Annotated in this window: 28 protein-coding genes and 4 pseudogenes; 12 read left to right on the forward strand and 20 right to left on the reverse strand. The window is 54.5% G+C overall.

What is annotated here, in order from left to right:
• Positions 1-286 precede the first annotated feature (286 nt).
• Positions 287-634, forward strand: a complete 348-nt coding sequence (locus tag QA648_RS24560; RefSeq protein WP_283054039.1) for a hypothetical protein — start codon at positions 287-289, stop codon at positions 632-634.
• 502 nt (positions 635-1,136) lie between these two features.
• Here QA648_RS24560 and QA648_RS24565 read toward each other — a convergent pair.
• The 3 genes from QA648_RS24565 to QA648_RS24575 all read right to left on the reverse strand — a co-directional run bounded on the left by QA648_RS24565 (position 1,137) and on the right by QA648_RS24575 (position 3,609).
• A complete protein-coding gene (locus QA648_RS24565; RefSeq protein WP_283054040.1) occupies positions 1,137-1,892 on the reverse strand; it encodes a nucleotidyltransferase domain-containing protein in 756 nt (251 codons plus the stop codon).
• A gap of 296 nt (positions 1,893-2,188) precedes the next feature.
• Positions 2,189-2,638 carry a hypothetical protein gene (locus QA648_RS24570; RefSeq protein WP_283054041.1) on the reverse strand — a complete coding sequence of 150 codons (450 nt, stop codon included), beginning with the start codon at positions 2,636-2,638 and terminating at the stop codon, positions 2,189-2,191.
• A 194-nt stretch (positions 2,639-2,832) separates the two neighbouring features.
• On the reverse strand, positions 2,833-3,609 hold the full coding sequence (locus tag QA648_RS24575) for a hypothetical protein (protein ID WP_283054042.1): 777 nt from the start codon (positions 3,607-3,609) through the stop codon (positions 2,833-2,835).
• Positions 3,610-3,891: 282 nt separating this feature from the next.
• Here QA648_RS24575 and QA648_RS24580 point away from each other — a divergent pair, with 282 nt between their 5' ends.
• Together QA648_RS24580 and QA648_RS24585 are read left to right on the forward strand one after the other, a co-directional pair.
• Positions 3,892-4,161, forward strand: coding sequence for a hypothetical protein (locus tag QA648_RS24580; protein WP_283054044.1), 270 nt, complete (start codon positions 3,892-3,894; stop codon positions 4,159-4,161).
• Between the two features lie 90 nt (positions 4,162-4,251).
• Positions 4,252-5,106: a hypothetical protein gene (locus QA648_RS24585; RefSeq protein ID WP_283054045.1), complete on the forward strand. Its 855-nt coding sequence runs from the start codon at positions 4,252-4,254 to the stop codon at positions 5,104-5,106.
• A gap of 176 nt (positions 5,107-5,282) precedes the next feature.
• Here the strand turns inward: QA648_RS24585 and QA648_RS24590 are convergent, their stop codons facing one another.
• The 4 genes and pseudogenes from QA648_RS24590 to QA648_RS24605 all read right to left on the reverse strand — a co-directional run.
• Positions 5,283-6,389, reverse strand: a complete 1,107-nt coding sequence (locus QA648_RS24590; RefSeq protein WP_283054046.1) for a DUF4419 domain-containing protein — start codon at positions 6,387-6,389, stop codon at positions 5,283-5,285.
• Between the two features lie 141 nt (positions 6,390-6,530).
• The gene (locus QA648_RS24595) at positions 6,531-7,037 is read right to left on the reverse strand and encodes a hypothetical protein (RefSeq protein ID WP_283054047.1); all 507 of its coding nucleotides are present in this window, start codon (positions 7,035-7,037) and stop codon (positions 6,531-6,533) included.
• 273 nt (positions 7,038-7,310) lie between these two features.
• On the reverse strand, positions 7,311-7,748 hold the full coding sequence (locus QA648_RS24600) for a GNAT family N-acetyltransferase (RefSeq protein WP_283054048.1): 438 nt from the start codon (positions 7,746-7,748) through the stop codon (positions 7,311-7,313).
• Between the two features lie 235 nt (positions 7,749-7,983).
• Positions 7,984-8,211, reverse strand: a pseudogene (locus QA648_RS24605) (integrase core domain-containing protein); the annotation flags it as partial.
• Positions 8,212-8,398: 187 nt separating this feature from the next.
• Between QA648_RS24605 and istA the strand changes: the two are divergent.
• Both istA and istB read left to right on the forward strand, forming a co-directional pair.
• Positions 8,399-9,927 (forward strand): annotated as a pseudogene (istA, locus tag QA648_RS24610) (IS21 family transposase).
• A gap of 12 nt (positions 9,928-9,939) precedes the next feature.
• Positions 9,940-10,676 (forward strand): annotated as a pseudogene (gene istB, locus QA648_RS24615) (IS21-like element helper ATPase IstB).
• 125 nt (positions 10,677-10,801) lie between these two features.
• Here istB and QA648_RS24620 read toward each other — a convergent pair.
• Positions 10,802-11,801 (reverse strand): annotated as a pseudogene (locus tag QA648_RS24620) (IS3 family transposase); the annotation flags it as partial.
• A gap of 215 nt (positions 11,802-12,016) precedes the next feature.
• Here QA648_RS24620 and QA648_RS24625 point away from each other — a divergent pair.
• Positions 12,017-12,499, forward strand: a complete 483-nt coding sequence (locus QA648_RS24625) for a hypothetical protein (protein WP_283054049.1) — start codon at positions 12,017-12,019, stop codon at positions 12,497-12,499.
• Positions 12,500-12,670: 171 nt separating this feature from the next.
• Here the strand turns inward: QA648_RS24625 and QA648_RS24630 are convergent, their stop codons facing one another.
• Positions 12,671-13,624, reverse strand: coding sequence for a hypothetical protein (locus QA648_RS24630; RefSeq protein ID WP_283054051.1), 954 nt, complete (start codon positions 13,622-13,624; stop codon positions 12,671-12,673).
• Positions 13,625-13,866: 242 nt separating this feature from the next.
• Between QA648_RS24630 and QA648_RS24635 the strand changes: the two genes are divergently transcribed.
• From QA648_RS24635 to QA648_RS24645, 3 genes are all read left to right on the forward strand, one after another.
• On the forward strand, positions 13,867-13,992 hold the full coding sequence (locus tag QA648_RS24635; RefSeq protein ID WP_283054052.1) for a hypothetical protein: 126 nt from the start codon (positions 13,867-13,869) through the stop codon (positions 13,990-13,992).
• A 141-nt stretch (positions 13,993-14,133) separates the two neighbouring features.
• Positions 14,134-14,769 (forward strand): DUF294 nucleotidyltransferase-like domain-containing protein, encoded by a 636-nt coding sequence (locus QA648_RS24640; RefSeq protein WP_283054053.1) that lies wholly within the window; start codon positions 14,134-14,136, stop codon positions 14,767-14,769.
• A gap of 19 nt (positions 14,770-14,788) precedes the next feature.
• The gene (locus tag QA648_RS24645) at positions 14,789-15,208 is read left to right on the forward strand and encodes a hypothetical protein (protein ID WP_283054054.1); all 420 of its coding nucleotides are present in this window, start codon (positions 14,789-14,791) and stop codon (positions 15,206-15,208) included.
• Positions 15,209-15,444: 236 nt separating this feature from the next.
• Here QA648_RS24645 and QA648_RS24650 read toward each other — a convergent pair whose 3' ends face one another.
• From QA648_RS24650 to QA648_RS24690, 9 genes are all read right to left on the reverse strand, one after another.
• Positions 15,445-15,984 (reverse strand): HIT domain-containing protein, encoded by a 540-nt coding sequence (locus QA648_RS24650; RefSeq protein WP_283054055.1) that lies wholly within the window; start codon positions 15,982-15,984, stop codon positions 15,445-15,447.
• A 59-nt stretch (positions 15,985-16,043) separates the two neighbouring features.
• Positions 16,044-17,027, reverse strand: a complete 984-nt coding sequence (locus tag QA648_RS24655) for a phosphotransferase (RefSeq protein ID WP_283054057.1) — start codon at positions 17,025-17,027, stop codon at positions 16,044-16,046.
• A gap of 211 nt (positions 17,028-17,238) precedes the next feature.
• Positions 17,239-17,727, reverse strand: a complete 489-nt coding sequence (locus tag QA648_RS24660) for a GNAT family N-acetyltransferase (protein ID WP_283054058.1) — start codon at positions 17,725-17,727, stop codon at positions 17,239-17,241.
• Positions 17,728-17,819: 92 nt separating this feature from the next.
• Positions 17,820-18,452: a LysE family translocator gene (locus QA648_RS24665; protein ID WP_283054060.1), complete on the reverse strand. Its 633-nt coding sequence runs from the start codon at positions 18,450-18,452 to the stop codon at positions 17,820-17,822.
• A 71-nt stretch (positions 18,453-18,523) separates the two neighbouring features.
• The gene (locus QA648_RS24670) at positions 18,524-19,525 is read right to left on the reverse strand and encodes a serine hydrolase (RefSeq protein ID WP_283054061.1); all 1,002 of its coding nucleotides are present in this window, start codon (positions 19,523-19,525) and stop codon (positions 18,524-18,526) included.
• 86 nt (positions 19,526-19,611) lie between these two features.
• Complete coding sequence (locus tag QA648_RS24675; protein WP_283054062.1) at positions 19,612-20,061, reverse strand: hypothetical protein; 450 nt, start codon at positions 20,059-20,061, stop codon at positions 19,612-19,614.
• A 96-nt stretch (positions 20,062-20,157) separates the two neighbouring features.
• On the reverse strand, positions 20,158-20,739 hold the full coding sequence (locus tag QA648_RS24680; protein ID WP_283054063.1) for a GNAT family N-acetyltransferase: 582 nt from the start codon (positions 20,737-20,739) through the stop codon (positions 20,158-20,160).
• A complete protein-coding gene (locus QA648_RS24685) occupies positions 20,736-21,248 on the reverse strand; it encodes a GrpB family protein (RefSeq protein ID WP_283054064.1) in 513 nt (170 codons plus the stop codon). Before QA648_RS24685 ends, QA648_RS24680 begins: the two co-directional genes overlap by 4 nt.
• Positions 21,249-21,729: 481 nt before the next feature.
• Positions 21,730-22,584, reverse strand: a complete 855-nt coding sequence (locus tag QA648_RS24690) for a hypothetical protein (RefSeq protein ID WP_283054065.1) — start codon at positions 22,582-22,584, stop codon at positions 21,730-21,732.
• Between the two features lie 331 nt (positions 22,585-22,915).
• On the opposite strand from QA648_RS24690, the gene QA648_RS24695 reads away from it, so the two are divergent.
• Positions 22,916-23,209 (forward strand): hypothetical protein, encoded by a 294-nt coding sequence (locus QA648_RS24695; protein ID WP_283054066.1) that lies wholly within the window; start codon positions 22,916-22,918, stop codon positions 23,207-23,209.
• Positions 23,210-23,249: 40 nt separating this feature from the next.
• Positions 23,250-24,044 (forward strand): class I SAM-dependent methyltransferase, encoded by a 795-nt coding sequence (locus QA648_RS24700; protein ID WP_283054067.1) that lies wholly within the window; start codon positions 23,250-23,252, stop codon positions 24,042-24,044.
• 76 nt (positions 24,045-24,120) lie between these two features.
• Here the strand turns inward: QA648_RS24700 and QA648_RS24705 are convergent, their stop codons facing one another.
• Positions 24,121-24,855, reverse strand: coding sequence for a hypothetical protein (locus tag QA648_RS24705; RefSeq protein WP_283054068.1), 735 nt, complete (start codon positions 24,853-24,855; stop codon positions 24,121-24,123).
• 459 nt (positions 24,856-25,314) lie between these two features.
• Here QA648_RS24705 and QA648_RS24710 point away from each other — a divergent pair, with 459 nt between their 5' ends.
• A complete protein-coding gene (locus QA648_RS24710) occupies positions 25,315-25,746 on the forward strand; it encodes a DUF4304 domain-containing protein (RefSeq protein ID WP_283054069.1) in 432 nt (143 codons plus the stop codon).
• A gap of 112 nt (positions 25,747-25,858) precedes the next feature.
• Here QA648_RS24710 and QA648_RS24715 read toward each other — a convergent pair whose 3' ends face one another.
• Positions 25,859-26,665, reverse strand: coding sequence for a methyltransferase domain-containing protein (locus QA648_RS24715; RefSeq protein ID WP_283054070.1), 807 nt, complete (start codon positions 26,663-26,665; stop codon positions 25,859-25,861).
• Between the last annotated feature and the right edge of the window lie 99 nt (positions 26,666-26,764).

Raw genomic sequence — 26,764 nt, forward strand, 5'->3', positions numbered from 1 at the left:
TGTATGCTATGGGGTTTCGCCCATGCCACTGGCACCTATCGCCATCCGTGTGCCAGCGGCTCGCCCTGTCGCCGCCACGCGGTGGTGACAGGGCCAGACTATTGTTTTCTCGGCAACCGACTGCTCGGCAGGAGAAATCTGCTTAATGTTTCCATGGAAGCGCCGAGCCAAGTCTGTTTCGCACTAAGCTGGGCTGACGCGAGGAGATGCCAGTCCGAACCATGCAGCGACAAGTCAACGGGAGGTGACGTGGATACTAGGCTGATTAACATCGCAGACCTGCCAAGTGTTCAAGGTAGAAGCAGATGTCCGATTGCACGGTATCGCCGGAACGCTACGGAACGATGAGGCACTTATGTCTGGCCGAGTACTGAACCATGTTGATCTTCCGAAAAACGGGGGGAGCATCGTGCTCTATGACTGGAGCGATATGGGGGATAGCTACAACCTGGTAAGGCTAGACTTAGAGGGCAACATTCTTTGGAAAGCTGCCCCTCCGATTAAAAGCGTGCCGGACTGCTTCACCGAGATATCCTGGGACGGCAAAGACCTTATTGCCAATACTTGGAGCTGTTATCGCATTGGCGTAGACCTGCAGAGCGGCGCGACTACGGTGTTGGAGTTCATCAAGTAGGCGGCTTGCGGAGCTTTGTGGGTTCACGTCCTTCAATAACCCTCCGGCCAGTCCAAATTTTCCGCGCCAACCCAAGCGACAGAAATGGGTCTCTTCTCAGGAATACGAAGAAAATCTTCGACCACGGCTCGCGCGATATCCCAGGAGAGATGACTATTTTTGGGAACGGTAGCTCCATTATTCGAAATATCAAATCCTTCCTTGCTTATCGCACCAGACTGGGGAGATCATTGAGAAGTTTCGACCGAAATCACCGCTGTTGTAGCGATCATATGACATCGAAATTCCTTCTCCCCTCCTATAATTCATAATAAGAGAGTATCGATCTCCACTTTCATCCAGAAATTGAATGGAGCCACCTAGATCTTCTGCCCATTGTGCAGAACACGCAGGGTCGAAATAGCCCCTCCAGGCTTCAGGGGAGAAATCCTCTTTGTTTCCAACAGAGGAAAATGTGGAATGAAATTTACCCATGTCCATCCGGAAACCTGGTTGAGTTCGCTTACAACGCGGCCATGTCCACAAGACTCGGCCGTCTTGCCTGCTCCGATGCCATGCGCTTATCGCCCGCGAAGAACGGGCCGCTATGTTTGTTCAGTTCCGCGAGCGTCAAATTGCGAAGGTCCTCGACTTTCCCAAGAGCCGCCTGCCGAAAGGCATCATCGAACCTATCGGCCAAGCTTTGTTCCAACTCTCGGAGCAATCGTGGAATCCACTTCCCCTTCCCCGACCACGTCCCTCGCCCCAATAACATGAGATCGGCCAAGGGCTGATAGAGTTGGGCGGTAATGGCTCGTAACTCCGATCCCGCTCTCTCGCCATTCAGATCGTCCAGAAGATCGGTGATTTGATACTTCAAAGTGTTCAGCTTCTCGCCCGTCAACTCTGGTGGACCGGCGCGAAGAACACTGGCCGCATATTCCTTCCAGATCTGACCTTTGCCGGGATCTGGCCCCCATATTTGGCTAGTGGCGACCATATGAATGATGAGGGGATAGCCTCGGCCAATGTCGCTCTCAAAAAACCAGCTCAATGTCTCCGGATCCTGAACGAACACTTCGAACGGAAGGTCTCCCTCGATAAAGGCTTCACGCCATGCGGTTTCGAGCCGATTAAAGACCACGACAAGATCGATGTCGGAGCCTTTCGTCCCCTCGCCGCGTATGATCGACCCCGAGGCAAACGCAAATGAATAGCCGGGGAAGCGGCTTGCCAGAACCGTGCTGGTCGCCTGCATCGCCGTTTCAAATACGTTCATATGGCCCTCCAAGCATCAATTGCCGTGCCGATCTGGCCTATCCTCAGTCGGCGTCGCGACTTCACGAGTTAACTCCCAATGGCCTGCGTCTCAAAAACTGGGCAATGCAAAACACTAAAATAGCTACATCATAAGGGCGGCCGCAAAGGTGGCAGTCCGTACTGGCCACGGTCACGTGCACCGTACCGTGATCAGGACCGGCTCGTGAGTTTCGGCGCGTAGCCACTCGCTATGATAAAACGGCAAGGTCGTTCGCTGCTTTCCTTGCTCTGGCTGCCGTCCGTGTGTGGCTGCCATCATTCACCGGGACGGTCCACAAGCCATGATGTAATCGCAGCCTCCCCAGTTCGGACGTCTTTGTAGGTCGAGCTGATCTTCCTCAGCACCGTCTCATCGTCTGTATCGATCTCGTAAAACGTGCTGTCGACGGCCCGGATCGTAACCCATGTCTTGTCTGACTGCATCGGTCCCGACCCGACAAACTCGCCCCAGATAACCTGCTGCGTCTTCTCCGCTAAGGCTGCGAGATCGAAGCCTGAAAGCTGGGCGTCGTTCTGCGCCAATTCCTCCAGTTGTTCGCCGCCATCACCTGTAGCCTCGAACCATTCGTGCCCAGGTTTGGACGACTTAACGGTTGAAACCGTCCAATTTGCCTCCAAAGACCGAGGTGCCAAAAGCCGCAGTAAGTCTCTGAGATCAAGAGCGAGGACGTGTTGCTTGAGATCGTAAATCCTAAGTGTCGCCATGGCGTCCCCCTGACGATACGGACCGCCGACGTCCGCTGTAAGTCAATTCCTATACGGTGATGGGGTAAGCTCTAACGGCCTGGCGGCAGGGGATATCGGCATTCCGTCTTTTACAATCTGCCAGCAGCGCATGCTGTAGTGCGCCGCTGTTCGATACGTTTCAAAAGGCGCTGATGCCATCCCAGATTTTCCATCTAAGCCTTTGCGAGAACTTCCTTTTGCGCTTCGTCGTTCATTCCGTCGCCGGGACCAGCGGCGACTGTTGGATCAATTTGAGCCAATACCGGCTCTTTTTCTGACTGGCGTTCACGTCGCCGCAATGTCGCGAATTCATGCACGACGCAAAACCCAGCCATTAACGTCATCACACCTTGGATCGATTTAATCACGTAATAATAGGCGACTGGACCCAAAGCTTCGTACAGGCGGCGATCAGATTCCCTGGAACCGGGATGCTTGAAAACAAAGGTAAGCACGAAAACTGCAAAGACAGCTATATGGAACTGCAATGACCGACGGCGGCGCAACAAGCCGAAGAACCCCGTTAGCGGGGCGCTCGAAAGAAAATCCGGTCCGCTCTCGTCGACGTCTGTCCAGATCGCTTTCTCATGCCCATAGCGCCAAATGGCAAGCCACTTGAAGACAAATACGGTCAGGATCGTCGCAAGCATGACGGACGAACCGACTGGGTCAGCGCCAAGCCCGTAGAACCACCGCCGCATATCATGTCCCAATACAAGGGCGGCCAGCATCAATGCGTAGGCGCAATAGAGCCATGCGAAACCCCGCCAGTATTTTTGCTGACCAACTGGAAACTTAAAGACGTAACAACAGACTGCGACCGTAGCCGGGAACGACGACACCCATGCCACCAGATTCATCGGAGAAAAAACCCACGATCCGCTGTAGACGTCCGTGATGGCAGACAGTTGAGCATAGACAACACAAACCGCTAACAACTTCCAGAGCATGTCCCCTCCTTGCGATCTGCGCCGTCTTATATCGGGGCGGTATTTAACGAGCCTCAAAGCCTATCGTTAAGATTGTACCGCTAGACCTATTCCTCGACCGGTCATTCGCGAAGCGCCGTGGACTTTGCAAAGGGAGCCAGGATGCATGCCATATAGATCTCAATCCTCGGCAACCCGTCAGGGGAGGATCACCGAGCCATACCCAATGCTCTGCAGGAATAGTCCGACCGCCATTAGAATGAGTCTGTCGGAGCAAACGCGGACTGCTCAGGAGGACGATGGGTGCGCAAAATTTTAGGAGTGTTTGGTGTTGAGAGTCGTAAGGGGACGATGATCATCCTTGAAGGGACGTCCGATCTTCCCGTCGGCGTCAGGCTCCGTGCAATGTTGCATGTTCCAGGTAAGGAAGTCCGGGAAGCTACCGCCGTCAAGGACCGGCTTCATCAACACTCTCTCGCGCCCATCTTAAATGAGGGCTTTCTCGTCGTTGGGCTGGGCAAGGCCGATCTCGAAGACGGTACGCTTATCGAGATTTGCGGCGAGGCCACATAGCTATGTCGCCGTTTGTCGATTGGCTCAAAGCCAGAGAACCAAAGCCGATAGGCATCAGCGCGTTGAGCGCTCCACCGGAAAGATACGAATATGCCTAAATTTGATCCGATTGCATTGCGGCGCAATTGTCTGCGCGACGAGGTTCCCCTCCGGTTTTATCTGGAGACGCAATATGATGAAAAGAAGCCGATGGGCAATTACGCTAACGAACATCTTGCGCAGGTCATCCTATGCTGGCTGCTGTGGCTGGAGACAGAAATAGCGCCCGTGCTGCCGCGTGCACTGCAATGGCTGGACAAGGCCATCGAGGGCGGAGAAGAAGAAAGGTTCGGCCCCGACCCGAACATTCACCGACGCACCCTGCATTGTGCCAAAGCCATTGGCCGATGGATGTGTCATGGAGAAAACGACGAAGCTACGTGGAAGGTGGCTCAGGACGCGCAAGCCCAATACATGCGAACGGGCTTCATCAAGGTGCTGGGACCCGACAAATTTGACTACAAGCTGCAGCGCTTCGTTCCCCAAGAAGCCAAAGGCCTGCCATTCAGCAAGGGGAGAATTCTGACAGACGGACTTCTCGATAATTTCATGGCCTTCAGCTTTCAGGCTGGCCAATACGAGGCTGGCATCGAGGAGTATGAGCGACACCTCGCGCCCAAAATCCCGTCGCTCAAAAAGCCATTGCAACCACGGCAGTTCGCCTATGCGCTCTGCTTGCAAAAACTCGGCCGAGCGCAATTTGACAAGAACGACCTATTGGATGCCGGTCGCAGAATGTTGCAGGCAAATCTGCAGGACACATGGATCGGCGGCGGTCAGTACATACGGGCGGCGACCTGGCTAAAGATCGTCTACTGGCATGATGATCCGACACTGACACCGCTGAAGGTAGTTCTCCGCGCCTACGACGACATGCCGGACGTGCCACGGCCTTATTATCTGTGAACAAGAGACCTTGTTTTGACGGTTTCGCCTCGATCCACCCGATGCAGCCCAGCTATCACCGCTGCAGAAGCCGGTTAGCATTTCCGGGCATCACCCCCTTCAGGCTTATTACGATTTTCCTGTCCTCCCCGCCGACGTCGCCATGGTAAGCGCCCTTCACCGCTTCAAGCACTAGGCTAGGATGTTATCTGCACGAACTCACGGCGAGACCGGACCTCGGCGTCATCATAGATCACGGACCAGCCGAAGGACGCGGACAAGGCATTGTTTTCCGGTGCTTGGGCAACACCGAACATCCCCGCGACCAGCCTCAAATTCGTTTCGCTTTCATCGCGAACGTCGACGAACCGCAGTGGAGCGCTCGCGAGCGACTGCGGGAGCGCACCTATGCCCGGCCCCTCCGTTTCTGTCATCCAATCAAGCCCGCCACGGGCCAACGAGCGTTCGAGACGCTCGCGCCATGCCGACAGATACTTGTTCGGCCCAAGCGCTCCCGTACGCCAGTCAACAAGATAAGGGAACAAGGTGACGATCCAGCCCGTGAGTTCGGCGGGACCGGAACCTGCCAGGTAGCGAAAGAACGATAGCCAGAATTCGTGATCAATCTTGCCTGCCGCCGTATCGGCGATTTTCTCCAGAACGGGGCCGAGCGCTGCACACCATTCCTCTAGTCCGTACTGGGCCATCTGCTGCAAACGAGGAACCATCGAGTTCCAATCTTCGGGCGTTCCATGGAGAATAATCTGGGGAATGCCGCAACCGCACCGTGCCTCATATTCGAAGTAGTCCTTGAAAGCGTCCATCCAGCACAGATCAAACGCTGCTGCTTCCATGTCCGTCGTCGTCGAAAAACGAACGCCCAGAACATCTCTGATCTGCGGAATGCTTTGCATGATCTGTTTCGAAAATGCCGAAAACAGCTCCGGCCAGGGATTATCCTGCCCGAGAAAGAAATCCGGACGCGAAACTTGAAGTACCTTTTGACCTTCGTGTGCGACAAACTGCGAACGTAGCGCTTCGCTATTCAGCGAGATGTGGGTTGCAAAGCCTTGAGCAACGCAAAACCAGATATCGTCCGGTCGAACGACTAAAGGGTGATGATCGTAAAAGGCGCGGCGGGCAGCTTCTGCAAATGCATGGCTGGGTTCACAGCAAACCAAGGTGGAACTTGCGCAGCCGACGGCTTCTACACGTCTAGTGCTGAGACCCCGCATTGCTTCGTGGGCATCAAGCTGTTCGTATGGGGTGCCGGGCGGGACGTCCGATAAATCAAAAACTCGCATGATTACGATGTTCTCCTGAGTCAGCGGCACGCCGTAGACACTCGAACCAGCCGCTATGCTGATAGCTATATTGCTTACGGACGGCCGGGTAAAAATGACACTGGCGGGGTGGAGCACTCCGCCAGCTTGCATGTCGGACAGCTATTTCTCCGGATTCAGCATCACGTAGGCTTCACCACCTTTGCGGTCATGCTGGAAGATGAAGCGCTTGCCTTTAATTGTCGCGACAAAGGGTTGATTGGGCTTGTCGTCTTGCGGAACCTTGTCCGCAAATTCTGCGACGGTGCTCAGGAATTGCTGATGCAAAGTCGGGTCCGCACGGTTTGGGCTGGTGATCGCACATTCCTTGCCAGGCTTAATCTGCACGGACATTGACTCATCCTTGGTCATGCCACTTTGCTCTCCGCCGAGATCGAGAAAGGTGACGCCGTAGCGTTTGGCACCCTGGATACCGGCTGCAAAAGACGGCGCCGTTTGCAGGCAAAGCTCCTTGAACGCCTTTATGGCAACATCCGTCTTGCCGCTCGGGACGGGCGCTGCCGATGTTGGCGGTGGTGAGGATGTCGTGCAGCCAGCCAGCGCCATTGTCAGCGCTAAGCCAATTGTCGCGATTTTGGTGATTTTATTGATTGCGTTTGGATGCTTCATTGTTTCTGTAACTCTGCGGCTCGCTGTTTGAATGGTGCCGGGCCAAAGCTCCGGGTACAGCGCAATTTGCCTGGATGATCCGGACGGGAAGAGATTCCTCCAGCCGCCAAAACCAGCCTTAGCCCTTGCACTTCCGGTAGCGTGATCATGCTAGCGCTATTTGAGTCAATGATTGTCAGCACCCGAAATAGTAGTATCGCTAACGGAGAATTTATACTCTGCACAATTCCTTGCCTTGAGTAACAAATGCCACCACCAACGCTGCCATCGGCCCTAGCCAGACTCATTCTGCCGGATCATTAAAAGTGATCGCTGGAACAGAAGTTCGTTGTCCTTCTCACCGACGTGTTCCCAACCTGCCGCTCGATAAAACCGTTCGGCTCTGGTGCTTGGATCAGTGGTCAGCCATGCGCGTTTGATGCCCGCAGACTGCAGGCAGACGCAAGCCTCTGCAAGAAGGCGTGACCCGATGCCTCTGGTTTCAACGCCGGGCATGACGAAGAGCGCCCAAATGTTACCATCGCGCGGGTCAGCTGCAGAAAATCCGACAATAGATCCCTGCTCTTCCCAGACGAAAATACCGGGATTTTTCACAAACCACTTATAGTCATCATCTGTGACCTTCGACGGATTGCTGAGGATATTCTCGAAGACAGATGACCGAACGAATTTCAGATCTGCGATGTCGTCAATCGTCGCTTTCCTAAGCATGTCTAACCCATCCGGGGATCTATGACCTTCGTGAGAAGGCCTGCATTTGGTGCTGGCTACAATGTCGCTACTTCAGCCTGACGCAAGCTTGCACCACTTACAGTAAACGCAACTATGACGGACTTCGCGTTATGCGGTTGGGCTTCAATTGCGGGAATTCACAATGCAGATTGCAAACTCATATTTTTCATCTAGTGCGGACATCTTGGAGTTGCCCCCAAAAGACCGGACATGCTCAGGTTTGAGATTGCGAGCTGATGAACTCGCGCGGCGATTGATATCCTAAAGCACTGTGCGGGTGAAGATTGTTGTAATGCTCGAACCAGAACGGCAGTTGAGCGATGACGGTTTCAGCGTCGGGGGTTGGATTCACCGAGACGTAGTCGCGCTTGAAGGTTTTGACGAACGCCTCGGCCATGCCGTTCGATTGCGGGCTTCGCACCGGTGTCGTGCAAGGTTGCAAATTCCGAGGCAATCCGCCCCCTGATTCCGAAATGATGTCGCCCCCCAATTCCGAGAAATAGTCGCCCCCTTGTTCCGAGATGATGCCGCCCCCTTGGAGGCGTCTGGCAAGGGTGGGTCTGCAGGTGTGAAGTTTCTTCCTTCGACGTTGACGAGGAAGGAACGGGATGCCAGCGGAGAGATTGGAGATGCGGCGTGTCCGCGAGATACTGAGATATCGTTTTGAGCAAGGACTTGGGCACAAGTCGATTGCGGTGCGGGTTGGAACTGCGCCCTCGACGGTGCGCGAGACGCTACGGCGTGCGGCGGTAGCCGGGCTGTCGTGGCCTCTCGGCGACGACGTCAACGATACAGTCCTGGAGGCAACGCTTTACAAGGCGGCCGGGACGAAGATTGGGCACCGTCGCGCTCCTGAGCCGGAGTGGGCACAGGTCCATCGCGAGCTGAAGCGCAAGCATATGACGCTGCAGATCCTCTGGGACGAATACATCAGCCGTCATCCGGATGGTTATCGCTATAGTCGCTACTGCGACCTCTACCGGGGCTGGGCTCTGAAGCTGCCGGTGACGATGCGGCAGGATCATATGGCCGGCGACAAGCTGTTCGTCGATTATGCCGGCGACACGGTCACGGTGATTGTCGATCGGTTGTCCGGCAAGACCCGACAAGCCCATCTGTTCGTGGCGGTTCTGGGCGCGTCGAGCCTTTCATATGCACATGCCCGGTGGAGCGAGACGCTTCCCGACTGGATCGAATGCCATATCCAGGCGCTGGAGTTCTTCGGCGGTGCGCCAGCCTTGCTGGTTCCCGACAATGCCAAGGTGGCGATCATCAAGGCGTGCCACTTCGATCCCCAAGTCAATCGGACCTATTGTGCGATGGCAACCCACTATGGCAGCGCCGTCCTGCCGACGCGGCCACGCCGTCCTCGCGACAAGGCGAAAGTAGAGGCTGCGGTTCGTATCGTCGAGCGCTGGCTGCTGGGCCGCCTTCGCCACCGCACCTTCCACAGCCTGGCCGAGGTCAATGCGGCGATTGCCGACTTGCTATATGATTTGAACGACAGGCGTGTCCTGCGCCGGGTTGGCGTCACGCGCCGCCAATTGTTCGAAGAGCTCGACCGGCCCGCTTTAAGGCCATTGCCTGTGGAACGCTATGTCTTTGCGGAATGGCGTATCCGGCGTGCCGGGCTGGATTACCACGTCGAGATCGAGCGGCACTATTACTCCGTTCCCTATCGCTTCGCTCGCGAGCAGGTCGAGGCGCGCATCACCGCCAATACGATCGAGATCTTCCACAAAGGCGAGCGAATAGCCGCCCATCGCCGCTCCAGCGGCAATGGCAAACACACGACGATTCCCGATCACATGCCCTCAGCCCATCGCCGCTTTGCCGACTGGACGATCGAACGCATTCAACGCGAGGCCTCTTCCATCGGGCCGGAGGTGCGTTGCTGTGCGAGAAGATCCTCGCCGACAGGCCGCACCCGGAGCAGGGCTTTCGAGCCTGCATGGGAATTATCCGCCTGAACAAAAGCTTTGGCCGCGACAGAGTGAACGCTGCTTGCAGCCGTGCACTGGAGATCGGGGCCCGGACCTACGGTTCGGTGCGCTCCATCCTCGACAATCATCTTGATCGAACGGCTTCCACCAATGGACCGGCTTCGCATGAACCGATCCATCACGAAAACATCCGCGGACCTCGCTATTACCACTAAGGAGAACGAAGAATGCTTGCGCATCCAACACTCGATAAACTCAATTCCATGGGCCTGGCCGGCATGGCAAAGGCCTTCGGGGAGCTCGTCACCAACGGCGAAGCCGAACATCTCTCGCACGCCGAGTGGCTAGGACTGCTGCTCGAACGGGAGTGGAGTTCCCGCTACGATCGTAAGCTTGCCGCACGCCTCAGGTTTGCCAAGCTTCGCCACCAGGCCACCCCGGAAGATGTCGACTATCGCAGCGAGCGCGGCCTTGATCGCGCGCTCTTCATGAAGCTGCTCGGCGGCGACTGGATCAACGCTCATGACAATCTGGCCATTTGCGGACCCTCGGGTGTCGGAAAAGCTGGTTAGCCTGCGCTCTCGGCCACAAGGCTTGCCGAGACGATCGCTCCGTTCTCTATCAGCGTGTCCCAAGGCTATTTGCCCAGCTTGCGCTCGCTCGGGGCGATGGCAGGTATGCCCGGCTGCAGCGGACTTTGGGCCATGTTCAAGTCCTGATCCTAGATGACTGGGGCCTCGAACCGCTCAACGAACAAGCCCGGCACGACCTCCTCGAAATCCTCGAAGATCGCTACGGCCGCCGATCAACCATCATCACCAGCCAACTTCCCGTATCGGCATGGCATGGCGTCATAGGAGACCCGACTTACGCCGATGCCATACTGGATCGCCTCGTTCACAACGCTCATCGCATCGAATTGAGCGGCGATAGCCTACGCCGAAACCTGCCCCGAAAAGCTTGACACCCTGCCTAAATGAACTGACAACAATCATCGCCTGCAGACCCCACTAAAAAGGGGCGAGATCATCCCGGAATCAAGGGGCGCAATCATCTCGGAACAAAGGGGCGGCTTCATCGGAATCGGCAGCAAGGTTCCATGCCGATGTCGCGGAGCAAGGATGCCGTGTCCCTGGCGATGAAGCAGGAGCCGTTGTCGGTGAGCCATTCGATGGGCTCGGATAGCATGTTGATGCGGCCGAAGCGGTTCTCGACAGCGGTGATCACGAGGTCCTGCACGTCTTCGCTCTTGATGCCCTCGGTGGTGGCGACATGGGCGATTGCCTCGCGGTCGCAGCAGTCGAGGGCGAAGGCGACGCGCACCTTCTCCTTGTTGTCGCAGCCGATCTCGAAGCCGTCGGAGCACCATCTGATGTTTGAACGCTCGACGGCGACCCGGCCGTCGTGAAGGCGATCATTGACCGCTCCGGTATGACGCACCAGCAGCAGATTGTGCAGCTTCATCACCCGGTAGACACGCTTGGCATTGGGCCACGAACGCCCCAGTTTCCGGGCATTCCGACGCAGGATGGCATGGACACGCCGATAGCCGTAGGTAGGCGTATCGGCGATGACGGCCTTGATGTCCTCCAGCAGCTCACGATCAGGTAGTGGCGGGCGTCCTCTGGCTTTGGAAGGGAGCCTGCGGCGCGCGCGGCGATATTCGAGCGGGCGACACCCAAAGTTTCGCAGACGGTCTTCATTCCAAAATCCCCTCGGAAGAGAGCGAGCGCAACAGATGTTTTTTTGGGCCACCGGCGATTTCGAGGGCTTCCTTCAGGATTTCGCTCTCCATCGTCTTCTTGCCCAACAGGCGTTGCAACTCCTTCACCTGGGCCTGAAGCGCCCGGTATTCGGAAGCCGGAACGACCTCCTCCTCGGCGGCCGTCGCCGTCAGTGCCCCTTGGGACGCCAGCTTGCGCCACGCAAACAACTGGTTCGGCTGGATACCGTGTCGACGCGCGACGATGCTCACCGTCGCGTCCGCCTCATAGGTTTCGTGGATGATCGCGAGCTTCTCTGCCGTGCTCCAACGCCGCCGACGTTCCGGCCCGGAGAGGACTTCCATCTTAAAATTGCTGCTAGTCATATTACCAACATTACTCCTACCCACTTAGCTAAGTGGTGGAGCATGTCCGGGCCTTTCGGGGGCTAATTCACATCTCCAGCAAGTCGGCTAGTTCATCTAAATCCTCTGGTTCGCAGAGCGATGCATTCTATCAACAGCTAGCGGATTATCATTCACCTCAGAACACCCTTTTCCAAAACCTGCTCCAGGATGAGTCCGTCCAAGACAACGCAACATTGAACGAGAATGGCACCTATACTTGGACAGACAACGCCGATGGTAGTCCTGGCGACATCCACGAATGGATGGCAAAGGGATTGATCGCGGAGCAAAATGGCACTCAGTCTGACGCAACCGGCGACGGAACAGTTTCGAATTTCACGGTCAATGACACTGCGAAGTTTCGAGAATTGACCGGTTACAATTTAGTTCATACCGGTGATCTGACGTATATCACGGATGACAACGGCAATCCTCCTCCCGCGAGCGAGACGGACCAATTGAACGCAGCTTGGCAGATGTTCGACCTTGGCAAGGGGGTGCAGGATATTGAGAACCCGGGTGGTGGCGACACTGACCTATCTTACGATGACCTCAAGAATGCCGCTCTGGGGGTGAAGGATAGCTTCAGCAAGCAGGGTGAAAGCACGTCCACCATCGACTCTCTGATGGATGCCATTGATGAAATGAAAAAAGATCAACAAGCTGTTACAGCTTGACGGGCTCGGCTTGTCACTTTGATCGACGCCCGGCAATCATGTGCCATCAGGTCCCGTCGGGAGTGAACAGGCCCTTGCTCACGTAGCAGCATAGGCTGGCGATCGAGAGGAGCTTCCTCAATTGCGGCCCATGCGGTCATTCACTGCTGCTGTAAGCAATCTTACCGGAGATCACTCAGCCAAAATGCTGAGGGCGCGATCAAATATTCTCTGATCCACATGACCGGCATCGGCTACGATTTCGTACCGCCAGGACAGTTCTTCGCCTAGTCCGGTCGCAAGGCTTTGACAAAGATCGAAGTACCATCGGCCCCGCGCGAGCCGGTGCAGACCTTGAGCCATGGCCTCGTCACTCCGAGGTAGATCAAATGCGGTCGGGTCTGCGTCCTTTTCACCAACGAGGATTGTCAAAGGACGGCAAAAGTAGCGCTTTAGCGAGGACTGATCCAGACCGAGACCGCCCATACCGTTTGGGTATTCGACATTGAAATCCGGTAGCATGTAGATGCCGCTGTTCGAAGCTACCGCGCGGTTGACGAGCCCCGCTTCGTTAAGAGACAGATAGCGCAATACGAATTGCGACCCTGCCGAATTGCCGAACAATCCAAAACTTGACTGGCTAGAAGCAAGGCTAGTTCGGACATTTTCGAATACTCGCTCGATAATGCCGAATGACCACAGCTCGCGCGGCAGAATGGCAGCGTCCGGCGTCCCTGTCCTGACGTTCCCATAGTTATAAGCGTAGACATCGGGAAACGCTTCCGTGTCAAACTCCGGCACCAGAACAATTACACCAAGTTGCTCGGCCGGGGCTGCGAGAACGTCACGAAATTCCGACGCTTTCCGATCCAGTCCGTGCATTCCAAAAACGATGCGAGTGTCATCTGTGATGACTCCCGGGCAGAAATAGAAAATGCGCAAGGATTTGCGGGATCCTGCTGCTCCGTCGGGAAATGTGAACGAGCCTGAGCCATTGTTTAGGTAGATGCTTTCGAACATGCTGCAATCTGTCAGGGGATGGCCGAGGAGTAAACTGCAAACATCATTCTCTGAAGGCTGGGCAATCGCCTTTGCGGTCCGCCTGGCGATATTTTCAAGATCGCTGCGTACGTCTGCGTCTTCCACTATTCCATTATCGCGTATTCGCACGAGGGGCCGGTGCATCTAAACCTGTTCAGGCGGAATGAACGCGGCGGCCTTTCAGTTGAGGTAAGCGGACACGCATATTGGCTATCAATCTCAATCAAGGCAGCAAGTGGTGGATCGCACGGCAATATGGGCAACCATAACTCTCGTCGGCGACGTGACAGCTTTTACCACCTCTGGTATTTCCATGATTGACGCTGGGGTTGGGAGGAGAGACTTTCATGAAAAAGCACGTCATGGCTCTGATGGCGGCACTTGCCATGTGCGCCCCCATCGCCAAAATGACGCCCGCTTTTGCCACGGATGATGCATGCGCCCCCGTCAGGGCAATGCCGTCCAAGCCTTAAAGGGTTCTTCAGAGGGGAGTTAACCCTTCGCAAGTCGATGAACGCCCAAGGTCCTTGAGATGCGACCGTCATTGAATTTATATGCTTACGATGATAAGTATATGCTGACGATTGTAAACATATGCTTATGGGATAACTTCAATGGCAAAGGCGGCACGGGAGAGCGCGTTGCGTTTTCCACTCACATCCATATTCGGAAGCGAGATCAACGTGCGCTTGATGCGTGAACTGTTTCATCACGGCGGTCAGTTGAGTGTTCGTGATCTCATGCGTCGAACAAGATTGTCTCGTCCCCCAGTCCTGAGCGCTCTGGCCACCCTAACAGATTTTCAGATCACAAAGGAGGTTGGAACTGGACAGGTACGACTCTTCAGTCTCAACCAAAGCTCACCTTTTTTTGGTTCCGTTCAAGTGCTGTTCGAGGCCGAAGAAAAGCGCTTTGCAGACATTCTCGACGCCATAAAGGAATGTGCATCTCTCTTTGGAGACAAGGTGTTGGCGGCATGGATTTTTGGAAGCGTTGCGAGAAAAGAGGATACTATTTCCAGCGATTTGGACGTCGCGCTGATAGTCGCGGACGACAAGACCGACGCAATACAAACTAGAAGTATCGACTTTCTCTCCGCCAAAGGGGAAGAACTGTTGTTTTCGCCATCGATCAATACCCTTTCCACAAGTGATCTAAGAAGATTGCGGCAGAGCGACGACCCATTGTGGAAAGCGTTTCTAAAGGAAGCCCTGGTAGTCATTGGACCTCGTCCGGAATCCATTTCATAGATGAGAAGTGAGGAACACAGTGACCAGAAGCGGCTCTTCCAAACCGTCTGACGCCCATCATGGTGCAAACCGCCTCGTAATTGCCAGGGGATTTTTGGAAGCCGCCCAGGTCCAAGTTGATAGCGCCAAAGCCGGAACCCTCGGAAATCCAATCGCAGCCTCGGTTGTGAATGCAGCAATCGCATATACCGATGCGCTCACAGCGACTTTTGCAAATAAGATAAATCAGAATGATCATGCTGCCGTCGTTAAAACCCTGCGCGATGCTTTAGGCAATCGGCTCCCGAAGGCTCAGGAAACAAGATTAACGCGGATTTTGGGAAATAAAGACTTGGCTCAATATGGTGGACGCTTCATGCTTCTCGCTGACGCGGAGGCTTTGCTAGAACAGCTAAAAGAGTACGCACAATGGGTTGAGAACGAGATGTCACGTCGCTAACCAGGGCATGGCAGGAGTGGTACCTAGAAACTGAAAGGGCCTAAACGACCGTTCTGCGCCTGAATTGACGACGTGTCAGAAAATCGGGAAATCCGCAATGTTTGCGTGTATACAATGCTTCACGAAAATATTTCCAAGGAGGAAAGCGCCGACAACGTACTCGCTGTAGGCAGTTCAGCGTCATTATCGGCTCCGATTCCACCTTGAGTAGGTGGCTGGGCCACATGGCGGTCTATTCAAATTGAAATCTGACTTACCGCTAGGCCGTCGTCTTGGTTGGCAAGCTCCGCGATGAACTCTGCGCCAATGCGCCGAGCCATGTTGGCCATTTCGTCCTCGTCGATACGCAAGATGCCATTCTCGACCATTAGCGCATGATATTGTTGCTCTGCCAGGGGAACACCTTCCGGCAGGGGTACAACATGAAAGTGGAGATGGCTGTTTGCCTGTCGACTGCCGAGCGAGAGAACGTATATGCGCTCTGCATCAAACATCTTTTTCAGGACGCGAGACAGGACATACACCAGTTCCTGCAAGCGAAGGTACTCGATCTTTGTGAGATGCTGGGAGAGATCTTCGCGATGTTCACGAGGACATACAAGGCAATACCCCTGCAGCGTCGGATACTTACTCAAGAAAATGATCGTATCAGCGTCCTCGTAGACACGATGATGAAAGAAATCCGGATCATTGCCGACGCAACGGCAGATGAAACAGGGTCTCGTCTCAATTCCATCGAGATAAGCTGCGAGGTCGAAAGACTGGCGCTCTGTCACAATGGCTTCCCCTCTGCGGAGGTGGGTAGCATTCCCCTTCTTGACTGCACTGATAACTTTCAGAACAGGCGATCAACTAATTGCTCGCTCTCCCATGTTCTGAGAAAATTTGCTTCCCGGGCAACCCAACCGACAGCGTTGTCGCCCCACTCTTGTGCTCGGCTGGCGTATTCGCCCATGAGCCAAAAGTGACGGACGATCACAAATCGATGGGCTGCTTCGTAGTCGTCTGCAGCTATCGGCCGAACTGCTCGATATCCCTTGATGAACGCGTCCCACATAGTGGCCAACTTCCGACCAAAGGATATTTTCGCCCACAGGAAAACCGACAAATCGTAAGCAAGGTATCCTGGACCACCATCATCAAAATCAAAAAATACTGCTTTGCCAGCATCATTGATACGCGAATTGAAGCCGTGGCAGTCCCCATGGCAATACGTCCAGGTCAGATTACTGAACGTTTCAATCGCCTTTGCTGTCCGTGCGGCGATATTTTCAAGATCGCTGAGGACTTCGGCGTCTTCCACTATTCCACTATCGCGTATTCGCGCGAGCGGTCGGTGCAGCAGGTGTTCGAGATCAAGACGATACACCGTCTGTTCAATCGGGAATGTCTCGGCGGCATTGTGCACTAGGGCAAGAGTTTCACCGTTGGCCCAAGCATCGCCAGCGTCTGTCGCATTTGCGTCGCGACCGTCGGCTGCCCCGAAAAGCACTCCCTCGCGCGGCCCCTCCGGCGCATTTCCCGTAAGAAACAAAGTGCCGTCGCGTGTCGGAATGGGCGCGGAGACCGGAACTCCGGACTGCGAAAGGTGTGTCAGGAAAGCCGTTTCGGTTTTCACATCGGCTGGACCACGCGAACGCTGGTGGGAAAGGCGAAAGACATAACGCCCGCCGTCGCTTGCAATGACGAGATAAACGTCGTTCAAGCCGCGCTGGAGCATTCTGCAAGAAACCGAGCCTGCAAGCGCATAATTCTTACTGATGAACCGCTCAATCGTATCGACCTGTGGAGTAGAATATCGTGCTTCGAAGTCGAGCATCGTTAGTTCCGTAGGATGAGGCCCTCAAGGTAATTCTGTCGTACTGCGACGCGGTTTGCAACTTTGGCGAATGGGAAACTCCCCGAGCCCGTCGCCCAAACAACGGCGCGTTCGGACCAAAAGCCTGGTCCTGCATTGAGGTATGCTCCCCTCAGGCTTTCGTGGATGGGCTCGATCTCGTCACCGCCGGGTTCGGCGGTCTGCAGGATACTCAGGAAATCAGACGCTCCATTAGGTTCATCATCTTCCCGTTGATGAAGATGTTTCCGACGGAGACGAAGCCATTGCGCTCGTAATAGGCAATAAGCCGGAAGCTGGACAGAGAGCAATCAAGCCTAACCTTTGCCCGACCGCGCTCTCGCCCCATAGCGACAACCCTTTCAATGACAGCCTCACCAATTCCGAGACCGGCTTTAGCCCGGCGAACAGCGAAGGTATGCAAGTAGATGCTGTCTCCCATTTCGCGTTCACCCCAATAGGGGCGATCCTCCAAAAGGATGCGAAAGGCAGCCACCGGCTCCGTTCCAAAGGATACAAGAAACAACTCGCGCCGTTCTATTCGGGGCAAGAGCCAAGCATCGTCAAAAGGGTAATTCCAGCCTTCTGAGCCGCGTTCTTTTTGCCACGCACTGGCCTCTTCCAAGATGGCAGCAAAATGCCTTCTGGTTTCCACATATAGAGGCTGGAGTTCAATTTCCATTATGCGGTTGCTCTAGTAGCTCGCAGACCCGCAGACCGTGCGAAAACGAAACTATCGTTCTCAACGCGGTTTGCGGCCTCTTGGAGCGATTTTCAACGTCGACTGTCCAGGGCCATTCGAATAGCGAGGCTCGCGAGAACGGTCCCCATCAGCCACCGCTGAATACCGATCCAACCCGAATGGCGTGCGAGGAAAGCCGCAAATGATCCGGCGCCAGCAATTATTGTCGCATGTACGCTAACGGCAACAACGATCTGAGTGATCCCAAGACTAATCGATTGCTGCAGCACACCGCCCTGGGCGGGGTTTATGAATTGCGGGAGCAAAGACAGATATAGCATTGCTACTTTAGGATTCAGAAGGTTCGTCACGAGACCCATGGTGAATAATTTCCGGGGGCTATCGGGCGGCAGCCGCCGTGTTGCCAAGGGCGTTCTATTGCCAGGTCGGACCGCTTGCCAGGCGAGATACAAAAGGTACACAGCTCCCGCTAGCCGTAGCGCATCGTAGGCGTGGGGAACGGCCAGGGCGACCGCCGTGATGCCAAAGATGGTGCATACCATGTAGATCGCAAAGCCAAGCGCAACCCCACCAAGGGAAACGAAGCCCGCAATGCGGCCCTGGCATATCGAACGCGATATCAGGTAAAGCATATTTGGTCCCGGAATGAGGGCCATGCCAAAAGCGAGGAACACGAACGCTGATAGAGTTGGCAAGCTAGGCAAGTGACGACCTCCGCTGAATAAGAAAGTCAGCCTTAGCAGGTTTGGTTGACCGAGTAGAGTTGCAAGGCACGTTATTCGCCGGAAGCAAAGGCCTCCATGACGAGCGAAACGAACTCCCACAATTTCACGCTCTCCTCAGCAGTGCGCTGCCGCGATTGGGCGACGTGAGCGATGACCACTTCTTTTTCCGGCATGACAGCGATCATCTGGCCAAAAGCACCATGAGCGAAATACCGGAACGGCGGTAAATGCTTGCGATAGATAGAAGTCTGCGTGCTTTGCGCTTCACCATCATGGCCCGTTGTCCACCACATGTAGCCGTACCCGTTGGTGCCATCAAACGAATGAGCCCTGACGCTTTCCCGTACCCATTCCTTAGGCACGACTTGAACGCCGTTCCAATTGCCATGATTCAGGAAGAGCCAGCCGAAACGTGCCAGATCACGGCTGGTCATGTGCATATGGAAAGCAGGATGATTGGATTGTTCACCCGTCAGGTAGGCTCCGTCTGAAGGGACAAAATCCTCCATTCCGATCTGCAACGCGATGTCGCGATACACGCCTTCAAACACCGAATGGCCTGTTGCCCGCTCGTAGATCGTTCCGAGAGCGTTGAAATCCCAGTTGTTGTAGAGCCAGTGAGAACCAGGCGCTTTGCTGCCGCGTGGCGGTTTTCCCAATGCCTGCATTTCCTTCGATTCAGCCAGCGCCGGATGGTAGACGCCCGAACGGGCTTGCAGCAGATGCCTGACCGTCGCTTGCCTTTCGATATCGCTCAGACCTTCTACGTCATCGATATCCAGATCTTGCAGCGTATCGTCCAAGCGTATGCGCCCGCGCTCTACCTCGATCCCGATCAGGGCGCTGAGAAAACTCTTCCTGACTGAACGGATCAGAACCTTTTCTTCAAGGGCTCCTGCACTCGCAACTACCTTCCCCCGGTGAACGACGACCGCGCTGATGCTGCCAAATTCGGTGGCTGCCTCTTGAGCTTTAGCTAACAGATATGCCCGCCATCCCCACTGTTCAGAATCAATGCTTTCACACGCGCCATCTGGAAAACTGTGTTTCACGCGTCACCCTCCATTCATCGACTTTGGTTCAATGTGACGATGAAAGTCGACCGGCGTATGACGGCTTCTGGGCGAGCCCGGCAATCTCAGGATGTTGCGTATCGCCACATTTTATTATCGCGAGCATATTGCCAGATCGCCTGAAACGACATGACCTTCATCAAAATGACGATGCCTAAAGCGATACCGTAAGGAATGGGATGGCCCTCGGGGATAAATCGAAAAAGATAGAGGCTTACGCAGACGTAAAGGACCACCAACACGTAGAACGGATATACGAACGAATAGATACGCCACCAGAAGACGGATCCAACCGGGATTCTCGCTGCAAAGAGGCAAACAATCGCGCATTCGGGAAATGACATAATCCAGTCGAACCACTTTGCCATCGAGAGCGGCGTCGGGCTGGAATAGGTTGAGTGTACCTTGAAAACTTGGGCGAGCACCACGGCTACCGCCAAAATCCACCAGATGCTTTTAGACTTCCCGCTCATAAAAATCCGCCGCGTGTGATAGCCTTCGATTGCGACCATCATCCCACACGACACGCAAAGGTAGACGAATAGGACTAGCTAAACTTTTACTGGCCGAGCCAAATCAAGCCCAAGTCGCTTCTCAGCGAATTGCAGCCTTCAAATTTCGCTGAGATCGAATATAAGCTGCGGGATCACGCGACCCGGTATGGAGCCGGAGGGAACATGGCCGACGTCTTTCGCACCCATCCGGCGATAGAAGGGAGCCGCACCGGGGTCGGACTCTATCAGGATGGCTTTGACAGAATGGTCTATACAGGCGGCTATCGCCCAGTCGAACAGAGCACGTCCAATTCCTGATCGCTGAATTTCCGGATCGACGAATAAGGATTCAAGCTCAGCAAGGTCGTCGCCCTTCAACGACACCTGGGCTACCCCAACGATTCTTCCGTCGACTTCCGCCACCTGTACAAGCGAACCGGTTATCTTTTCGGGGCTAAGGGCCAATTCGGCCCGACACTCTTCCATGAACGCCTTGTCGTAACCCCACACGGCTTTCGCGCGAAGGCACAACTCGGTGAGAATGTCGGCTTCCGAGATTAGCGCGGGTCTAATGTTCGGCATCCGATGCTGTTCCTTCGTTTGAATTGCCGCAGAAAGCATCGGCGGGAACGATGACGCTTGAATGACTGCTCTCGGGCGCGTCCCGGTCGTAGGCTCACCTTTCACCAACCCGGTCATCGCGGCTGCCCCTGCACCCTACTCACTATCTCTTGAACGAACTCACGCTTTTCTGACGTGTAGCGATCTCCATCGTATGGAAACCGTTCCGCAAGGCGCTCTTTCAAATCCGAATACGCCTGCGCAACATCGCCATGCTCACGCAGGTAGTCGCGAAATATCAAACGCTGCTCATGAGTGCGATTTTGCGGCGGGCAAAGATAAACCCGAAGCTTGGGTACAGAGCTTTTCAGCAAGAATGCCCACACGTTGTCGTCATACCGATTTCCGCGAGCTTCGTAGCCAGCGTCAACGAGGCACAGGCTCGCGCTAGGGACGGCGCACAAACTGGATAACGTGATGTCGATATCAATGATCGGCTTGGCTGGCATATGCGGGATGGCCGTGCTTCCGACGTGGTCGATTACCATGACGGTGGATCTGAGCAGCTTTCTCAAAACAGCTTCCGCGTCGCTAAAGTGCCTCGGCCAATTCGGATCGTAAGGAACGATTTCGACCAATGTCGGCATAGGATTTGAACCTTCTAACTGCAAAATTTAGCGGACTGTCGGCTCGGTCACCGCTTAATGGCGGCAAGTTCCGGGTTACCGGCCAATCTCGGGCAGGTGACGCAAAACCAATACCTGCCCGAAGCCGAGCATTTTGGCAGCGCGACCCGCCGCGAAGATCGCAGCTCATGGTAAAAATATTTATGGCTTATCCCGTTTGCACAGGGATATACCGCAGATAGTGTAAGAGCGACATACGGCATCGCTGAGATGTAGCGCCGTAGCGCATGAAACTCGCTTTTGTTGCGGCATGATCGGAATCGCTGATGAGCTGCCTCGATGTCGTTCTGGATAATGGCTCGAACCATGAATCGCTGACCGCTGCGCTTGAATTCCCACCTCTCCAGTGGACGAGAGAGTCGCGTCCCACAAACCGCTTCTGGCCTAAATCACACCATTTGAGGGCAACTGATTTGGAGAAAGGAGACTCGATTTCGTCGTCTTATTGAAGGACCGATATGTAAAATTGAACTATATGTGGGGCAATCTCGCGAAAGAGCGATAGCTCACCCTCGTTCTGGTAACGCTCGTGGATAATGAATTCAGCGACAACCTTGTTGTCGATTGAAAGTCTGTATTTGCAATTCCGTGGGAAAATTTCGTTTAAGCAATATATTTCCTCGCGCTCGGAGTTGCTCAACACGTCAAGCCTAAATTTATCAGAAATCAGTTCGTCGGTTTCACGCCTATGTGCGATCCAATCCAGAACTGACGAATCTGCGGGAACGCCTTCGCTCCGATATGTAACAGGGGCGAAAATATTAAGTTTGTCGATGAAGATGCTTGGCTGAAAGCCAACCTTAGAGAAAGCGCACCAGGGATAGTGGTTGTCGGGTCGTGACTGGCAGTCGGATGCAACTTCAAAAATGATCTTGTCGAGTTCGACGGGTTCAGTTCTCGGCGCAAGAAGATCGCGTGCCGCATTTGCGTCTCGACCATTCGCCGCACGACCAGCGGACAATTCAAAAGACTGCGGGTTCCCGCCGCCAACACGCGACAGTAGAAGCGTGCCATCCACTCTGAAGCGCAATGTCAGTCCATTGATTGTGGCATCCAAGAAGGGCTTGCCGAGAACTTTGAGCGCATCAGCGGCGGCAAAGGAATAAACGCTTAGAACTGCCGTTATTGCCGCTGCGGCAATTTGTGGAATGAAATAGCGTGTTCCTGACATTTCACTACCGTTGCGGGTTGCGGTGAGGTGGACGACTATCCCGGTGCAAAATTGCGTCGGCAAATGACCGGAAAAAGGGAACTGGCCAAGCCGACCGCAATTAAGGCGTCGGCGACGGTATGTCATGCAAAAAACCTAAATATGGTTACTCCCTGAGCGAACGGGATAAGCCTTAAATATTGTTACGGGCCACTCGATGCTGAGGAGCGGTTTGAAACATGCGTCGACGACGCCCATTTCTGTGTCGTCTTGTAGGAGAGACAATGAGAGATTTCGTAAACGCGAGTTTCGGTTCGCTTGAACTCAACATTATCAGCCAAGCGCTCGAAGAATGGCGGGCCTCGATTGGCATTGACCGATGATTTCGGTGTTGGCATGTCCTTGGATGCCGATACCATGTCGAATAGCAAACTGCTGCACGGAATAGACAGAGATCAGCTTTGAATTCGAGGCCTCGATGTATAGCGATAGCAACAGCAGAAAGATTTTCGAAGGATTGAATGAGGCGCAACGCCTCAAAATAATTGATCGCTACATAGTCCAACTTCGCTCCGCTTCGATAACGATGGCTGCGGACGGACGTGTCGATATCGTTGAAATGCTGGACGATGTTGCCAATGACTTGGAGGCTAACGCAAGCGAGATTGCCTCCACCATGTTTGGCATCGAACTTTTAATGCAGGCGGCAGGTTTTTTGGAGGTGGCCAACGTGTTGTCGTCAGGCAATGATCAGCCGATTACGTTGCATTGACCGTAACGAAGGCGTCAACCAATTCCGCAAGGAGCAAAACGTGACCGCACTTTCCGACGAGGATGTGGCTAGCCATTGGAATAAGACTGCCGACCAGTGGACGATAGACGTCCGCAGCGGATACGACGTCTATCGTGATCATTTCACCCTCCCCGCCTTCCTCGATTTTTTGCCTTCGATCAGCGGTTTGGATGTGATCGACTTCGGTTGTGGCGAAGGTTCCAACACCAGACGGTTCGCCTCAATGGGAGCCCGGATGACAGGCATTGATCTATCCGAACAGATGATCGGCCATGCGAAGGAAGCTGAGGCCCGTCAACCGCTCGGCGTTCGGTACAGGGTTTCCTCTTATAACCAGCATACCGGGTTTGCCGATAGCTCCTTCGACGCCGTGCTTTCCACGATGGCGCTCATGGACGGACCGGATTTCCCGGCTGCGATGCGGGAGGCGTTCCGGCTGCTGCGCCCGGGCGGATTTGTCGCCTTCAGCATCTTGCATCCATGCTTCATCACGCCCGGCCTGCAATGGCAGAAGGATGCGAGCGGCAAGACAACCGGATTGGTGGCATCACGCTATTTCGATCAGACCAATTTTGTCGAGAGCTGGCGCTTCGGCGCGGGATTGAACAATGAAGACGTTCTCCCGTTCGCAATCCCTCGCTTTCCTCGAACTATCAGTGACTACTTAAATGGTGTCAGCGACGCAGGGTTGCGGATCTGTAAAGTCCGTGAGCCACAGCCGACGCCGGAGGCCTGTGAGACCATACCTCGTTTCGCACGGTGGCGCGATTTAGGAGCGTTCCTCCTCATGGTCCGTGCGGAACGCCCGCTATAGTGACAGCATCGGCCTCTCAGTACGGGAGCATTTCGGGAGAGAAGGACTTTGGCACGGGCTTACCTGTAGCGCCTCTCTAGCGAAGCCATCTTCTCAAAAGGCTCTTGATCGAACTGGGCATGGGCTGACGCTTAAGCGCCTTCTCCTGTTCAAACGAAGCTAGCGAGGGCACCGCTTCGGCGGTTCTGTAGTATCCATATTCCGTTGGCTGACCGTCATCAAAGGGCGACCAGCCGTATTCAGCCTGAAGCAGTTCGTCGACGAGGTAACTATTCACCATTGTATCGTCAGCGACTGTGCCGCTCGTCACGTGGCGGAAGAAACGCCGCTCGTCACCATCTTCGACACCGTGATCTATAATTTCCTGATCTGTTAAAACGGACGGTTGCCAGTTTTCCTCGACGGGAAGCGGAGTGCCATTATCAACGTGCCCCCCATGTACGGTGTACACTTTGCGGCGGAGTAGTTCCCCGTGCGCGAAAGCGGAATAGCCATAGGAGCCGCCGGAATCATAAAGGCAGAAAAAGATCATCCTCTCGATGGTCGGAAATGCGGACGAAAGCAAATGGTAGGAAGTAAGATCGTTTTTGAATAAAAGATCATCAGCAACATCCGTATTCATAATACAAATATGATTGCGTCTGCAATGTACGATGAAATCTCCCCTATTCCTGGGGTCAAACGTCGGATTTCTTAGCAGATGAAGTTTGCCTTCGATCTTCTGTAAATTGAGTGCAAAAGCTCTGTTCAAGACCGAAACGTCAAAATCTGTTATCGGAGCGAAAATAACTCCACTTACGGCAATACCCATGTTTTTTCCTGCGTCTTCGGACGCTATGTTACCCACCTCGATGACAGCCTCTTAGAGAAGAGGGAGTTTGGCTTTTTTCTATCATTTACGGCCTGCAGCGAATATCCAAATTAAAAGATATCCTTGTGCGCCGGATTATTGCGACCAACTTGGCCGTTCCCGGTCATCTGCGTCGGCATTAGATTCTTTGACCGGCCTTTCCACCACAGCCGCAACACCGCCGAATGAATTTTCCCAACAAAAGTGCCGAAGTAAAACTCCCCACTTATGCCGAGGCGGACGGCAAGGAGAAATGGCCAGTTTTGATGGCAGCCGCGCGGTGATGGCAACGGTTTTCCCTGCTCTCATGCACGGGTAGACTGATGTTGTGTAGCGCGGAGAGCGTTTATGCGTTCCAATCGACGCTGACGTCGTTTGCTGTATGAGAGGGATCGCTAAATGAGTGTATCGAGGACGGAGATGGTGCGCGAATTGCTGGCCTCTGTGGTGCCGTGCATACGTCGCACCGGCTTCACAGGTAGTTTCCCTCATTTTCGTAGAATTGGCGTGCAGTCCATTGATCTTCTCACTTTTCAATTCGACAGAAACGGCGGTGGGTTTCTCGTGGAAATTGCGCGTTGTCCGCCCGATGGGGTCGTCACCCCCTGGGGCGAACGGATTGGACCGAATAAAGTGAAGGCGTGGGATTTGAATCCGACTCGCAGAAGACGCGTCGTTGTTCGCGAAACGGGTCGCGTGGAAGATTGGTTTCGGTTCGACCAGCAGTCCCCCCACGACCTCAGTCTTATGCTGCTCGGCAAGCTAGATGCGCCCGACCTGTGGGATGGACTCGGACCATTTGGGCAACCGAACGAACAGCATCGGATGCTTGAGCATTTTCGCGAAGTATGAGTGACAGCCTTCTAAAAAGTGGCATTTGCAGCGTTCGCCATTTAATCCTTTTCCTGCCGGACTGGCCCCAAACTTGGCATGCGGCGACATAGCTCACCTTGCCCACCATCTTTCATGCCCTCGCCGTTACGATCCACACCGAGGCGACCAATTCCACCTTGGACGGATCGCCCAGGCCCGCGAGAGCTTCTCGCAATTTGGGTTCGACCGCCGACTTGATCGAAGGATTTTCGCGAGCGATTTTACCAAGCGGGCCGACGCTCAGCAGCACGCGTGTCATCGCATCAACGTCACCGCTCGTAACCGCTTCGTCGTAAGGCGCGATTACGACATCTTTGAACCCGGCGGACGCGAGAACGGTCCTGACATATTCGGGGTCCGAAAAGCTAAAGGGGGTTTCGTCGGCTGGCGATTGAAATCCCGCCGAATGCAATGGGAATCTATCCAGTTCATTGCATCGAAAGGGCCGCCAGCAGCAGAATGCAAGCCTACCCTTTGGCTTCAACAAACGATGGAAATTGGAGAACGCGGCGACAGGATCAACGAGTGACATCACGCCAAATCGTGAGAAAACCGCATCCGCACTGCCGGATGGCAAATCCAACACCTCAGCGTCAGTTTCAATCAACTGCACGTTTTCAAATTTGCTTGTGCGCTGACCGGCGACCCGCAGAAGCGGTTCCGAGATATCTATACCGTAGATCAGTCCGTGCTGACCGACACGCTCTGCCAACTGCAGGAGCGTTTGCCCTGTTCCGCAACCGACGTCGATCACGGTTTCCGCTGGCCGCAAACGCAGTTCATCCATTGCTCGCAAGCCAAGAGGAGAAAGCTGGCGGTCGATGAGTTCGTACTCCTCGGCCCAGGCCTTGGCGTGGAGTTGCCGTGGATTGAGCGCGATGGTGCTTGCCTCTGTCATCTATCAGTCCGTTCCAATTATGATGCCACACCTTTTCACTCGGAGCGCCGAGCGCTGCCTGTCAAGATCGGTAGCCAGTTCTATCATTTTTGACTTCGC

The organism is Rhizobium sp. CB3171, assembly GCF_029714265.1.
In the GTDB taxonomy this organism is placed as follows: Bacteria; Pseudomonadota; Alphaproteobacteria; order Rhizobiales; family Rhizobiaceae; genus Rhizobium.